The 15,716-nt window shown below is 48.3% G+C and carries 7 protein-coding genes; 6 read left to right on the top strand and 1 reads right to left on the bottom strand.

Going from position 1 to position 15,716, the window contains the following annotated elements; genetic code table 11:
- Positions 1-4: 4 nt before the first annotated feature.
- A complete protein-coding gene (locus D9Y29_RS18735) occupies positions 5-2,422 on the bottom strand; it encodes a hypothetical protein (RefSeq protein ID WP_127131070.1) in 2,418 nt (805 codons plus the stop codon).
- 148 nt (positions 2,423-2,570) lie between these two features.
- On the opposite strand from D9Y29_RS18735, the gene D9Y29_RS18730 reads away from it, so the two are divergent.
- The 6 genes from D9Y29_RS18730 (at position 2,571) to D9Y29_RS18705 (ending at position 15,692) form a co-directional block, all read left to right on the top strand.
- A complete protein-coding gene (locus D9Y29_RS18730) occupies positions 2,571-4,079 on the top strand; it encodes a carboxypeptidase M32 (protein ID WP_241237981.1) in 1,509 nt (502 codons plus the stop codon).
- A gap of 259 nt (positions 4,080-4,338) precedes the next feature.
- Entirely contained in the window at positions 4,339-9,138 is a 4,800-nt protein-coding gene (locus D9Y29_RS18725) for a PKD domain-containing protein (protein WP_127131068.1), read from the top strand.
- A 77-nt stretch (positions 9,139-9,215) separates the two neighbouring features.
- Positions 9,216-13,532, top strand: coding sequence for a PKD domain-containing protein (locus tag D9Y29_RS18720; protein ID WP_127131066.1), 4,317 nt, complete (start codon positions 9,216-9,218; stop codon positions 13,530-13,532).
- Between the two features lie 57 nt (positions 13,533-13,589).
- Positions 13,590-14,630, top strand: a complete 1,041-nt coding sequence (locus D9Y29_RS18715) for a PorP/SprF family type IX secretion system membrane protein (RefSeq protein ID WP_127131064.1) — start codon at positions 13,590-13,592, stop codon at positions 14,628-14,630.
- Positions 14,631-14,665: 35 nt separating this feature from the next.
- A complete protein-coding gene (locus D9Y29_RS18710) occupies positions 14,666-15,136 on the top strand; it encodes a peroxiredoxin (protein ID WP_127131062.1) in 471 nt (156 codons plus the stop codon).
- A 217-nt stretch (positions 15,137-15,353) separates the two neighbouring features.
- Complete coding sequence (locus tag D9Y29_RS18705; RefSeq protein ID WP_127131060.1) at positions 15,354-15,692, top strand: T9SS type A sorting domain-containing protein; 339 nt, start codon at positions 15,354-15,356, stop codon at positions 15,690-15,692.
- Positions 15,693-15,716 lie beyond the last annotated feature (24 nt).

The following is a 15,716-nucleotide window of genomic DNA, read 5'->3' as shown; positions in this document are numbered from 1 at the left end:
GTGATTATTCCAGGATCTTCTCAACCCTCGTCATTCTTCCTTCTTCATTCATTCCTTCCACAATCACTTTCAGTTTCTTGGAAATATCGTTGTTATAGAATGTGAATGTCACTTTTCGGTTGCTCTTATCTGTTAGCAGATAAGGCGCCCAGTATAAAGTAGTGCGCACATCCAGTACATCATAGAGTGCATTCTCTTTGGAATAATCGGGAGCATAAAATTCCTTTGGTGCGGAATACCCAACCATTGTTCTGCGCTCCATACCACCTGGCACATTGGTATTGGATCTCCCTTCACCACCCTTCTTGGTGTATACTGCAATAGCGCCGCCAGCGCCACCGCCGAACGCCCCGAAGAACGGAGGACGGAACACTTTCACATAAGCGATATCTGCTACCGGAGTACTTGACAGCATGTTCGCATCCACCTGCATTTCGTTCAGGAAGAGTGTAGGTGTTTGTCCGCGCCAGGTCAGTCCCGGTCCATCAGGTCCGCCGGCGCCGGTGATCTGCAGGCCAGGTACACGGCCCTGAAGATAAGTGAACACATCACGGGCAGACATGGCAAAAGGATCATCCACCATATCAAAAGAATAGGCATCGCCTCCTGAGAACAGGCCACTGGTATACCTGTCGTCCATCAGCTGTGATTTTGATTTTTGCCTGGCGGTTACCGTTACCGCTTCGAGCGTTTTCACTCGCTTTGCGATCTCAGGTCTCAGTCTTTCAGCCTCGGAGGCAATATAACGACTACGCTTAACCGCATTTGAGTCCAGCGGGTTATAGATGCGCCAGAGCGGGTTAAAAGTAACCAGCTTCGGCGATGGCATCGATCCGTTATTGAAGTTCACTACAGCTGATTCCGTCAGCTTCTGGTTCTTGTTGAAAGAATAATACAGTTTAACAGTATCGAAAAATACCAGTCCTTTTTCTTCAAATCTTCCTTTATTGTCCACTGGTAACATGAACAACTGCCTGGAGGAATCCTTCGCTTCCATGAACAGGTTCAGCAGCGTTCCATTTGGGATCTGGCTGGGGTTCAGACCTGCCAGCTCACCCTTGAGCGATAAATAATTCTCGATGGGGTATTTGATCTGCGGCACTTTACCTGCAGCAAGGTCTTCCCATTTGAAGCGGCGCCATCCGTGGGTGAGCATCACCAGTTCCAGGTGTTGTTGCACGGAATCTGCGGTAGAAGAAAAATAATAGGCGGGTTGATAGATGAAACCTCTTAATTCATCGGTGAGCATGAAACGGCTGAAAATGTCTTCCTTTCCTTCGTCACTCACTGCCAGGTCTGTTACCGAAACAGAAAGATTGGAACGAAGTGTGTCCGGTACTTCCACACTGATTATATTCTTGCCGCGCTTGTTGAGATTCTTTCCGAGATCGATCAGATCTGTGAAAAAGAGATAATCATTATTGTTGACGAAGGTGATCCGCTCCGCTACAGCCTGCCAGTTGCTGTTGAACAGGGTCACCTGCAGGATGCCGCTGGGGAGATTGTCGGTAGGGATCAGACCGCTGGTCATGAAATTGGTGCTGAGATCCACTGTTGCCTTGTACACCACCTGCGAGTAGATATTGGCTACAATGAATACTTTGTTCATTTCCGGGCCAGCGTCCATGGAACGTTTTACTACAAAGGAGCGGCGTGGGCCGGTCCCATTGATCTGCAGAGTGGCACCGCTTTTCTTCACAGCAGGCAGTTCCGCTTTATAGGACGTACCTTTTTCATCCTTCCATTCAGCTGTGTAAGCAGCTCCGGCAACAGGCTCCAGTTCAAATTTGCCCATGCCATTATGTATGCTTTTGAAGCTGGCCACTGTAGCGCCTTTCGCATCTTTCACCACGCCCTGTACTTTGATTGGGAAACCGCGACTGTCTGTTCCCTTGAAAGCCACGTTGGTGGCGAGGCCAGCTATCAGGTCCCCACCTTCCGGAAAGAACTTCAGCACTGGCGGAGCAACCGCCTTTGCCATACCGGCATCGCTTTTGGTAACAACACGTAATGTTTTTGTATAAAGAAAAGATGAATCGAAGTTCATCATCCAGTTGGTATAGGCCCGGAACACCACTTCAGGGATATCCATGTTCAAAGGCAGATCAAAATGAGAAGCCGTTGAAGACTCAAATACAGGGATCACTTTCCGTTGCAATAATTTTCCGTTGGACGGATCGATCAGCTCTGCATAGAAATTCCGGCTGATATTCGAGGGTAGGAATCCGGCCTGGATATAGGCTTTGAACCAGATGGTTTCACCAGGATTGTACACTCCCTTGTCGAAATGCACGTAGATCTTTTCCTGTGGATATTGCTCTCCATAAACATTGATCATGGAATCCACTTTTTGTGCGTGGGAAGGGATGGCGCACACCATCAGCAGTAAGATTGCCAGGTAAGGAAGAATAAATCGTTTCATGAGTATCACTTCTAGGCAACAAATTACTGCGTTTATCATTGAAACTTAGCAATTTTTTTTACCTCCGGCCTGTTAAAGAGATGTTGTTATGCAGTACCCCTTCCTGCGCTTCCGTGATTATGGCAAATAATAATGATATTTGGGCACTATGATCACATCAACCAATTCAGCCGAACTATATAGCCAGTATCAGTCTGCCATGCGTCGCATTGCGGATATTCGTTATGCATCAGCCGTTTTGCAATGGGACCAGGAAACTTATCTTCCTCCCAAAGGTGCAGGCTTCCGTGGTCAGCAACTGGCCACACTTTCAGAAATAGCGCATGAGGAATTCACTGCTGACAAACTGGGAGTACTGTTGCAGGAGCTTTCTTCGCGGCACGACCTGGATGCAGAACAGCAACGGAATGTGGCGCTCACGATGGAAGATTACAACCGGAACAAAAAATTCACCGCCGCTTTTGTTCGTCACCTTACGGAAGTGATCAACAAAAGTTACCATAGCTGGATCGAAGCCCGCAAAGCCAATAGCTTCAGTGTTTTTGCAGGCGACCTGGCCGAACTGGTGAAATTGAAGAAAGAAGAAGCAGAGATCCTGGGTTACCAGCATCATTGCTACGATGCACTGCTCAATGATTACGATAAAGGATCAAATGTACAATTACTCGATAAAACGTTCGATACCATCCGTGAGCCACTTAAGGAATTATTACAGAAAATCCAGGGACGCCCGCAAGTGAACAACAGTTTCCTGCAACAACATTTTCCGAAAGACAAACAATGGGATTTCGGTATGCAGCTGATCCGTGAACTCGGTTATGATTTGGAAGCCGGGCGTCAGGATATTTCAGAACATCCTTTCACCACCAATTTCAACAGCCTGGATGTACGCGTTACCACCCGCATAGATGTGAACGATCTCGGCAATATGGTATGGAGCTGTATCCACGAGGCCGGTCACGCCATGTATGAACAGGGATTGCCCGAATTACAGTATGGCCTGCCGCTGGGCGAAGCTGCTTCACTCACCATTCATGAATCCCAATCACGCCTCTGGGAAAATCATGTTGGTAGAAGCCTGGCCTGGTGTAAACATTACCTGCCGGTTCTGCAACAATATTTCCCCGAACAATTGCAGGCTGTGAATGCCGAACAGTTTTACAAAGGTATCAACCAGGTAACGCCTTCGCTTATCCGCACCGAGGCCGATGAGCTCACTTATCATTTCCACGTGATGATCCGGTATGAGCTGGAAAAAGCACTGCTGGAAAACACTATCACTACTGCCGATATTCCCACCTTCTGGAATGAGCGTTACATGAAATATATGAACGTGAAGATCCCCAATGATAAACTGGGCTGCCTGCAGGACGTACACTGGAGCCACGGAAGTTTCGGTTATTTCCCAACCTACAGCTTAGGAAGCTTTTATGCTGCACAATTCTTTGCCATGGCAGAAAAAAGCATTCCCGGACTGGATATACAGATACAAAAAGGAGAGACGCATCCTTTATTATCCTGGCTGCGTGAACAGGTCCACCGTCACGGCAGGATGTACAACAGCGAGGAGTTATGCCGTAAGGTAACGGGGGAAACGCTGAACATCAGCTATTTTCTGCAGTACCTGCAACGTAAGTACGGGAATATTTATGCATAACATGCAGAAGCCGAAATCAGCATTCAGGGCAGCAAAGACGGCCTTCATCTTCGAAAAAAATAAACAGACCGCCAAAAACAAATTGACTTAAATCAAACAAATAAATAAAAACACTTATAAACCACTAAGACTCTTTCCTGTAGAGGATTTTACTCAAATTATTTTTTTATAATACCAGGCTGTATTTACGGGTAAACCCTTAGAAAATTCCTACCTTCCGGGTTCGGATCATCCAAATATCTTATAAGGGAACACCATCATGACACGTACCGCCTGGCTAAACCTATGCCTGACTGTTATCATGTGTAACAGTGTGGCTTATGCGCAAATGTCTGCTGCCTTCACAGCAAGCGTCCAAAAAGGTTGCGCACCTGTTATAGTGCAATTCAACGATGCCTCCAAAGGCAATCCCACCTGGTGGAGGTGGGACCTCGGTAACGGCACCGTCTCATTTCTCCAGCACCCCGCCACCACTTATTTCAATCCCGGCACTTACACGGTAAAACTTGTTGCAGGAAACGATACCTGGAAAGATTCGGTTACACTCACAGGTTATATCACGGTTGATGCATTACCAACAGTGAACTTCTCTGCATCCTCCACAACGGGCTGCTTTCCACTGCCAGTACAGCTTTCAGACCTCAGTGATCCAGGCAGCGGTACTATCACCAACTGGCAATGGGATTTTGGGGACGGTACGATCTCCACTGACCAGCACCCTGCTCACACCTACACTACAGCCGGTCAGTTCAATATCTCGCTCAGGGTGAAGAACTCTAACGGTTGCGAGCAAACGCTCACAAGAACAAATTATATCAGCCTGCAAAATGGCGTGAAGGCCAATTTCACCTTCTCTTCTCCCAACAGTTGCAATGCACCGGCAACTATCCGCTTTACCAATCGCAGCTCAGGTACCGGAACTTTGAACTATCTCTGGGATTTTGGTGACGGACAAACTTCTACCGACCTCAATCCTGCGCATATCTATTCGGCTAACGGCACTTACACCGTAAAGCTGGTAGTGAGGAACGCTACCGGTTGCAGCGATTCCCTCATAAAAGTGAATACCATCAACATCGGAAATACCAATGCCGATTTCAATACACCCGCCCAGATCTGTGCAGGCCAGCCGGTCACCATCAATAATGCTTCCGTTCCTGCTCCGGTAGGTTCAGTCTGGACCTTCAGTGATGGCAGCAGCTCTACAGCATTGCACCCAATAAAAGTATTCAGTCAACCGGGGAATTTCACCATCAAACTGGTGGCTGATTTTGGTAATTGTAAAGACAGCATCACCAAACCTGTACAGGTGCTGGCCAGGCCAGCCACTGCATTCACGGCCACTAATGCTGTAGGTTGCAAAGCCCCGCATACCGTTAACTTTACAGACCAGACAACCGGAGCTGTAGGCTGGGAATGGTTCTTCGGAGATGGCAGCAAGGGAACCGGCGCCACTACCTCCCATACCTATACCTCCAATGGCACGTACAATGTAAAACTGGTAGTGACCAATGCTGCCGGTTGTACAGATACCCTCGAGAAAAAACAACTGGTACAGGTAAGCGCACCTGTGGTAAAGATTGAGAACCTTCCCGTTGAAGGTTGTGTTCCCCTGGTATTTCAACCATCCGCTTCCGTTACATCCGTAGATCCCATCGTAAGCTGGCAATGGTATTACGGCGATGGCGGCACCGCCAGTCAGATGAATGCACAGCACACTTACACCAGCGCCGGCACTTTCACTGTAAAATTAGTATACACAACGGCCGGAGGCTGTACAGATTCCGTTGTGGTGCAGGATGCTGTTAAAGCAGGCCTCAAGCCTGTTCCGGCATTCTCCGCCAATCCGGCCGATGCCTGCGCCAATCAACAGATTTTTTTCAGGGACGAAAGCACCGGCGCAGTAATTGATGAATGGGACTGGTATTTCAGTGATGGCGGCTATGCCAATATCCAGCACCCAGGACATTATTTCACAGACACTGGCTACTTCCACACAAAACTGGTGGTAACCAGCAATGGATGTAAAGATTCGCTGACCATTCGAAACATCGTGCATATCCGCCCGCCAATCTCCCTGTTCACTGTTCCCGCGAATTGTATCGATAAACTCACACGCTCCTTCACAGATAAGTCCAAAGGCGCAACAGGATGGAAATGGGACTTCGGCGATGGACAAACCTCCGCCACACAAAACCCTGTTCACACCTATGCACAACCGGGAAATTATACCGTCAGGCTAACCGTTACCAACGGAACCTGCGAACACACCAGTCAACGGCAGGTAGTTGTGATCAACGAAAAAGCCGATTTCACTATCAGTAATACGGATATCTGCAAAGGAAGCTCCGTTACACTGAATGCCATCACAAACAATCCGCAACAGATCACTGCCTGGAGCTGGACCATACTTCGTAACGGTGCAACTTATGCCAGTCCAACCGGTCAAAAGCCAAGGGTTACCTTCAATGAATCCGGCAATTATTCTATTCGACTGACCATTACCGATAGAAACGGCTGCGGCGATGCCATCACCAAAACAGATGTGCTCAGGGTAAATGGTCCAACCGCCGCCTTTGCTCCGGCTAATCCGGCGGTATGCCCCGGCGCTACCATTACTCTCAACGACCAATCTGTTTCCGATGGTATCAATGCCATCAGCAAATGGACATGGAACTATGGCGATGGCGCCACCGAAACCCGCAACACCGCTCCATTTGAACACACTTATACCACACCGGGCATCTACAATATCCAGCTTACTGTAACGGACTCAAAAGGTTGTTCACACAGCCGCACCCTTTCAAAAGCTGTGAACATTTCCAGGCCGGTGGTAAAATTCAGCGCCCCCGACACTCTCAGCTGCGTAGGGGCTCCGGTACGTTTTCTTGATCAGACAAGTTCTGATGCCGGACAATACACCTGGGATTTTGGCGACGGTTCTGGTTCGGCTGCCAAAGCCCCTTCACATGCATTCCAGGCTGAGGGTTTATACACCATCAAACTGGTAGTGAAAGACAGGATCGGTTGCTCAGATTCCCTGGTCCGTACTTCGTATATTGCTATCCGTAATCCGAAAGCAGCATTCTCAGTAGATAAGACCACCACCAATTGTCCGCCACTGGTTTCCGCTTTCACCAATGAAAGCCAGCACTTCACCAGGGCGGTTTGGGATTTTGGCGATGGCACTGGTTCCAACCTGCCAACCCCATCACATTTCTATACGTATCCCGGCACCTATCGCGCAAAACTACTGATCACCAGCGCAGGTGGTTGTAAGGATTCCGCATTTGCCACCATGGATGTGAAAGGACCAACAGGAAGTTTTACATACGATAATACTTCCGGCTGTGCACCCACCTCCATCAGGTTTACTGGCACCAGCGCCAATGCCGCAAAATTCATATGGGATTTCAATGATGGTACCACCAATACCAGCGATGGCGCCTCATCCAGCCACGCATATTCAACAATGGGAGTTTATCTCCCCAAAATGATCCTGGAAGATCCGCAGGGTTGCCGCGTTCCCATTCCCGGTAAAGACACTATCCGGATCTTCGATGTTGATGCAGCATTCAGCAATAACCTGCAGGTACTCTGCGATTCAGGCAGGGTAATGTTCAATGACCAGTCATTGTCTAATGACCTGATCACCGGTTATGATTGGAATTTCGGAGACGGCAGCAGTGCCGGTGTAAGAAATCCCGTCCATTTCTATAAACAGCCCGGCCTTCATACTGTATCCCTGAAAGTGACCACCAGGATGGGTTGTACAGATGTAGCGCAAATTCCGCTTCCGGTGAAGATCGTGGCGGCTCCTGTGGCCGATATTGCGAGCGTTGCAGGCGCCTGTATACCAGCCGTGCTGAGTTTTGATGGTAAACTGTTACAGCCCGATACATCTTCCCTTCGCTGGAAATGGGATTTCCGGAATGGGAATACTTCAACACTGCAAAGCCCGGGTTCCATCACATTTACCAATGCCGGGCAATATGCCGTTCAATTGATCGTTACTAACTCAACCGGATGCGCAGATACTGTTCTGAAAAATATACATGCTTATCCTCTCCCTGCGCTGGACGCAGGTCCTGACCAGGTTATTTGTCGCGGTGCTACTGCTTCACTCACCGCTTCCGGAGCCAATACTTATCAATGGCGGACCGATAATACCCTGAATTGTCTTCAATGTCCAACGCCTTTGGCATCACCTTTGGTGAATACCACCTACCAGGTGAGGGGTATCAACGGATTTGGTTGCGAAGCCACTGATACAATACGCGTATCCGTTAAGCAACCATTCACAGTTCAGGCCCATTTGGGAGATACGCTCTGCAAGGGAGAAAGTGTAAACCTCTTCGCAAATGGAGCAGAGTTGTATGAATGGTATCCTGCCACAGGGCTAGACAGGGCAGATGCAGACCGGCCGAAGGCAAGGCCAGATGCTTCTGTGACCTATCGTGTTGTGGGGAAAGATGACAGGAATTGTTTTACTGATACGGCTTATGTGCCGGTTGTCGTTTATCCGTGGCCGGTGGTCAATGCAGGTGAGGACCAGAAAGTGGGAACAGGATCATCAGTTACCCTGAAAGGCAGTATTTCGCCCGATGCCACATTCTTCAGGTGGACGCCGGCAGCAGGATTGAGTTGCACTGACTGCCTTACACCTGTAGCGGCTCCCAGGCAAACCATTATGTACACGCTGGAGGCCGGCAATGAAGGCGGCTGTTTAAGCAGGGATATGGTTAGCTTACACGTATTTTGCGATAATAGCAACCTGTTTATCCCGAATACGTTCTCGCCCAACTCAGACGGGCATAATGACGTATTCTATCCAAGAGGAAAGGGCGTGTTCAGTATCCGCTCCTTCCGCGTGTTCAACCGCTGGGGAGACCTGGTGTTCGAAAGGACCAATTTCCAGCCCAACGATATTACCGCAGGCTGGAACGGTATGCACAAAGGGAAGATCGCACCACCCGATGTATATATCTATACCCTGGAAGTAGTTTGTACCAACAATACAATATTCAATGAGAAAGGTAACATAACACTTATCCGGTAGTTGCCCTTTTTTTAATCCGTACCCTGTTCAAAACCCAGTTAGCTCAGTTACCTTTTTGTGACCAAAATACTTCTTGCTTGAAAAGACTCTGGCTTTGTACGTTAGTATTACTGGCTTTGTTGCAGCAGGCTGCGGCACAGGCTCCTGTAGCCGCATTTACTTCCAACCGGCAAACAGGATGCGCGCCACTGGGAGTGGCTTTCAGGGACCAATCCACCAATAGCCCCAAATATTGGAGCTGGGATTTCGGGAATGGACAATTCTCCAATCTGCAAAACCCCAGCGTCACTTATGCCCAACCAGGCACTTATAACGTAACCCTCACCGTTAGGAACGGAGACGGAACGCACTCCGTTACCAGAACCGGTTACATTACTGTGAGTGAATCGCCACAGGCAAATTTTATCGCCAGTCAGACTATTGCCTGTGCTCCTTCTTCCATTCAGTTCACAGACAGAAGTGTCCCCAACAACAGTCCCATCACAGAATGGTACTGGGATTTCGGGGATGGCACCACCTCCAACGTTCAAAACCCGTTAAAGTCGTATACAGAACCAGGGTTCTACACCGTTTCTCTGAGGGTTACGTCAGCATCAGGCTGTGTGGCATCGAGGTCCGTAGGAAGAATGATCCGCATAACCGGCGGCGTTACCGCCGACTTCACCAATATAATTGCACCAGTTTGCCGTCCTCCTTTTTCAGCCAGTTTCACTAACCAGACCAGCGGACCGGGAAACTTAACCTATCAATGGAATTTCGGGAACAGTACAAATTCTACTGACCAGGACCCTGTTGCCACCTACGCGGCAGCCGGCACTTTTAATGTTACGCTTAGGGCCACCAGTGAATATGGTTGTTCTCATTCCATTACCAAAGCCGTTACGCTCAATATTACGCCCACTGACTTTACTGCGCCTTCAACATCCTGTATCAATACTGCCCTCACATTTGCCAATAGTTCAGCACCTGTTGCTGCCACCTGGTATTTCGGCGATGGCGCTACATCCAATGATATAAACGCCACTCATACCTATTCAACACCCGGTACCTATAACGTAAAACTGGTGAATACCTACACCAATTGTACGGATTCAATTACAAAATCAATCACCATTACAGGTCTTCCGGTGGTCAGTTTCACTTCGCCACTCACTTCCGGTTGTCAAACACCTCAAACAGTAACATTCAATAGTACATCACCCGATGCCGTTTCCTGTCAATGGAACTTCGGGGATGGAGGAAGTGCAACAGGCTCCGGTTCATCACATACCTATACTTCAGAAGGCAGTTTCAATGTTGGCCTTACCATTACCACAGCCAATGGCTGCAGCAATACCCTTACCCGCAATGCCTTTGTAAACATCCGCAGGCCCGTGGTGCGTATCACCAATGCACCGGCAGGGGGCTGTATCCCTTTTGTATATACGCCAGGACAATCGGTGAATGCCCCTGACGGAGTCAGGAGTTATGCCTGGGATTTCGGAAATGGTGTAACTGCCACAGGCCCCAATCCTCCGGCAGTCACCTATGCAACAGCCGGCACTTTTCCCTTACGCCTTACCGTTATTACCAACGGAGGCTGTACCGGTGAAACATTCCTACCGCAGGGTATCAGGACCGGAACGCCTTCTCCTGCCAGCTTTACAGTTGTTCCCACTGATGCCTGTGTTACTCAAAATGTCAGATTCACCAATACCACGCCGGTATCTGATAAGTGGTCATGGGATTTTGGTGATGGCAATACATCTGATCAGGAAGATCCTGTTCACAGGTATACCGGTACCGGCACTTTCCCGGTTCGCCTGACCACTTACAATAATGGATGCCCCAGCGTTTCTGCAACCACTCCGGTTACTGTGAACCCGCCATTGGCTGCTTTCACTACCACGCTCGACTGTATTAACAGGGGCAGGGTATTGATCGATAATATCTCTCAAATCAATGCAGCATTGCCTGTTACCTATCACTGGGATTTCGGTGATCCTTCCATACCTTCTTCCTCTGCTGCTGAACCTGGCACAATTGATTACCCCGGTCAGGGACCATATACCATCAGGCTTACCATCACCAACGGAACCTGCACACATACGGTGACCCATAGGGTTGAATTTATTTCCGAGCCTGCTGATTTCACGGTGTCAACTGCTACAGCTTGTATTAATGAACTGATCACCCTGACTGCAATAGGCAGTGATCCTGCCAATGTATCAATCTATGATTGGTTTTTCAATGGCGTGCGCGTTGCCCGCGGAGCTCAAAGAAGCGTTCAGGTATCCAGGCCGGTTGCCGGCAACTACAATATCACGCTGAGAATAACGTACAGAACTGGCTGCGGTGCTGAAAGGACCATCAACAACGCCGTTCGGATAACCGGTCCGCAAGCCAGGTTCAGGCCTGTTTCCCGGAACGCATGCCGCAATATGCCTGTAAGCTTTACAGATCAAACAGTCTCAGCATTGCCACTTCAGTCATGGACCTTCGATTTCGGTGATGGACAAACGCAAACATTTACCGCGCCTCCCTTTACGCATACCTATACAGACACAGGTAAGTTTGTGGTAACCCTGACCGTAAGAGATAATAATAATTGCGCGGGTACCTATGAAACTACAGACACAATTCATGTAACAAGCCCATACGCAGGTTTCAAATCTGAATACCTAACCATTTGTCCCGGTTCCAATCTTCAGTTTACTGATACTTCATTTGGAGCTTCCGCCTGGAGATGGGAATTTGGAGATGGCAATAGCAGCAATACACAAGATCCTGCCCATATCTACCGCGGCGATGATGGCAATACTTTCGATGTGAAACTGGTTGTAACCAATCCAAACGGATGCCAGGATTCGGTTACCCGATCCAGTTATATCACACTGAAAAAGCCGACTCCGGCTTTCGATATCGAGGATACCACCACCATTTGCCCACCCCTTGAAACAAGTTTCTACAACAGGTCGCAGGACTTTGAATCTTTCTATTGGGATTTTGGCGATGGCGGAGCCTCCTCGCTGGATGAACCTACCCATTTTTATAATAACTTCGGCACTTACACTGCCAAGCTCTATGTGGTTGGAATAGGTGGTTGCCTGGATTCAACCAGCCGTACAGTGAGAGTAATCGATCCCGCAGCCAATACAAATATAGCTTTCAGTCCAACTTCTGCCTGCGATACATTGATAGTTGACTTTACCATCACTACTCCCGATTACACTTCCTTTACATTCAATTTTGGCGATGGCGCTACTGACAATACACAATCGAAGAGCCTGCAGCATATGTATACAGCGCCCAATAATTACAGGCCCTCAATCGTATTGAGAGACAATATGGGTTGCCAGGTGACCAGAGGAGCTGCCAGCACAATACAGATCCTCGGCGCTGAAGTGTTGTTTGGTATGGATAGAAAAAGATTCTGCGACGAAGGGGAAATCTTCTTCACTGATTATACCCGCCCGCGTTTCGATCCCATCCTTTCGCGTGAATGGGATTTCGGGGATGGCGTTACTTCAACAGAAGATCATCCTTCACATCGTTACACTGAACCCGGCACTTATTATCCTACACTCACAGCCGTAACCGGAGCTGGCTGCAACAGCGTGATGGTGGATACGGTTCGCGTGTTCCGTACTCCTTCACCGCTTATCGATGGAGGCCCCACAGTCTGCATCAATGGCGAGCTTCCATTACGCGCAACATTACAAGTACCCGATACCGCTATCACCTGGAAATGGGAACCAGGCGGCAATGGTGAAACATCCACCGTGAAGTATGGCGCCAGTGGCACTTACACAGTCAGACTGCAGGCCACCAACCTGCTAGGCTGCAGTGGAAATACCAGCACCGATATAGTTGTTCCGCCACTGCCTGTTATTACTGTTCAACAGGACCCGGTGATTCCCGTAGGAAGCAGCATTACACTGCCGGTAACTTATTCCGGAGATATCGTTTCCTGGAACTGGGTGCCGGCTAAGGATCTGAGTTGCATTGATTGTCCTAACCCTGTGGCCAATCCGAAATTTACCACCAAATATGTTGTACAGGTAACTGACCAGTACGGATGTACGAATAACCAGGACATTACTGTGACTGTGCAGTGCAACGACAAAAATTATTTCGTTCCCAATACCTTCTCTCCCAATAACGATGGACATAACGACCGCTTCTATCCGCGGGGAAATAATATCACGCGAATCAACAGCATGAAGATCTTCAACCGCTGGGGAGAGTTGTTATTCGAGAGAAGGAATTTTGCAGCCAATGATCCGGCTGCCGGTTGGGATGGTACTGCCAAAGGCAAGGCCGCCGTCCCTGACGTTTATATTTATGTGATCGAATTCATTTGCGAAAATGCAGCTATCGTGCCGTTCCGCGGCAACGTGATGCTGTTGAAATAAACCTGAACACTGAACCTGATCCTGTGATGCCATTATTCAATATTGAAATGAATTTCTATGAGAACCCGAATGAAACCGAAGAGAATTGCTTTGCTCATCTCATTGATGTGCGCCGCAGGTTGCTCCTGGGCACAGGACATCCATTTTTCTCAATTCTTTGAAGCGCCACTGCTGCGCAATCCCAGCCTTGCCGGTATCTACACCGGTGATATCCGTGTGCAGGGCGTTTACCGCGATCAGTGGAACAGCGTCACCAATGCCTATCGAACGGGCTCCTTCAATGCCGAATACAAAATGCCCGTAGGAAAGGGAGATGATTTCATGACCGTGGGCATACAGGCGCTGTACGACAAAGCCGGCACTGTTGGCCTGACCACCACCCACCTGCTGCCCGCCCTCAATTACCATAAATCACTCAGCAATCAAAAAGTGATGTACCTCTCGCTGGGCTTCATGGGTGGCATGATCCGCAAGAGCCTGGACCTCGCCAAGATCACCACAGACGATCAGTACGGGCCCGGCGGATTCGATCCCACACTTCCCAATGGCGAACCTCTCAATACGCCCAATTTTACCACCTGGGATGCCAGCGTAGGTATGAGCTTCAACACTACATTCGGTGAAAACCAACGAAACAGCATGTTCCTTGGCGCGGCATATCATCACCTCAACAGACCAAAGAATTCATTCTATAAGAACCCTAACGTTGAATTACAACCGAAATATGTGATCTCGGCCGGAGTGAAGTTCGAAGTAGATGATTATACATTTTTCACCATACAGGCAGACCAGAGCATCCAGGGCAGTTTCAATGAAACCATCGCGGGCGCCCTTTATGGTTACAAACTGGGTGATGATCCGGACAATCCGGAATACGTGATCCACGGCGGCGCCTTCCTCCGCTTGAAAGACGCATTGATACCCGTGATCAAACTGGAAAGACATCCACTTTCCATCGCCATCAGTTACGATGTGAACGTAAGCCAGCTCAAGACCGCCAGCCAGGGACGGGGTGGATTTGAATTGAGCCTTTGCTGGATAGGGTTTCTGGACCGCAACAATCCTGACAGGGATCAGGTGCTGTGTCCAAAATTCTGATTACATTTGAAACCCATCAAAGGAAATAGCGCATCATGAAAATTGAAACTGGACAGAAAGCCCCGGATTTTGTTTTGTATGATTCCGAGAAAAATAAAGTAGGGCTCTCCGACTTCAAAGGCAAAAACGTACTCTTGTTATTCTTCCCCCAGGCATTCACCGGCACCTGCACCAAAGAACTCTGCAGCGTAAGAGATCATATTGAGGATTACAACAACGTGAATGCACAGGTATTAGGCATCAGCGTGGACTCCATTTTTACCCTGGCTAAATACAAGCAAGAACAACAACTCAATTTCCCCCTGCTCAGCGATTTCAATAAAGAAGTATCTGATGATTATGGCAGCCTTTACGAGAATTTCGTGTTCGATATGAAGGGCGTGAGTAAACGATCCGCTTTTGTGGTGGACAGCGAAGGGATCGTCAGGTATGCCCAGGTGCTGGAGAACGCCGCAGACATTCCTGACTTCAAAGCAATCGATGCTGTTCTGGCCACGCTGAAATAATGTTTTTATTTGACCGAAATCAAATTCGATTTATAAAAATATTGAAATGCTCTGACTATCAGGGAGTTTCAATTTAAAGCAGGTACACATAAAAAGATTTGTTAAAGCCCCTTAAAAGACTGATTTGTAGTCAGGCATGTAGGTAGAATTGGGAAATCAGTTGTAAATTTGGATAAAAGGACCTATTTTGGATCAGACGAGAAAAATATCTTGCTGCATGAAGATTTTTTACGCACTATCCATTATCCTGTTCACTACCCTTCAGGCAAGCAGCCAGGAAAGGACGCCATCACCGGAGAAACCGGTGACTAAAGTGGTTAAGTTCTATCCAAACCCCGCCACTTCTTATATTACCTTCGATATTCAAAAGGAATCCAACAAGAATTACACTTTCCAGATATTTAATATGCTGGGTAAAAAAGTATACGAGACCAATAACGTTTCCGCCAGGAACGTGATCAGCCTCTCCGACTTCTTCCGCGGATTGTACATTTTCCAACTGAAAGACAAATCAGGCAAACTGATAGATTCCGGAAAGTTCCAGGTAAGTAAATAATAAATTTTTGGATGTGCCCGGTCG

The organism is Pseudoflavitalea rhizosphaerae (assembly GCF_003991355.1).
Taxonomy (GTDB): Bacteria; Bacteroidota; Bacteroidia; order Chitinophagales; family Chitinophagaceae; genus Pseudobacter; species Pseudobacter rhizosphaerae.
Note: the sequence above shows the minus strand (reverse complement) of the source record. Positions and strands in the feature narration are given on the sequence as shown.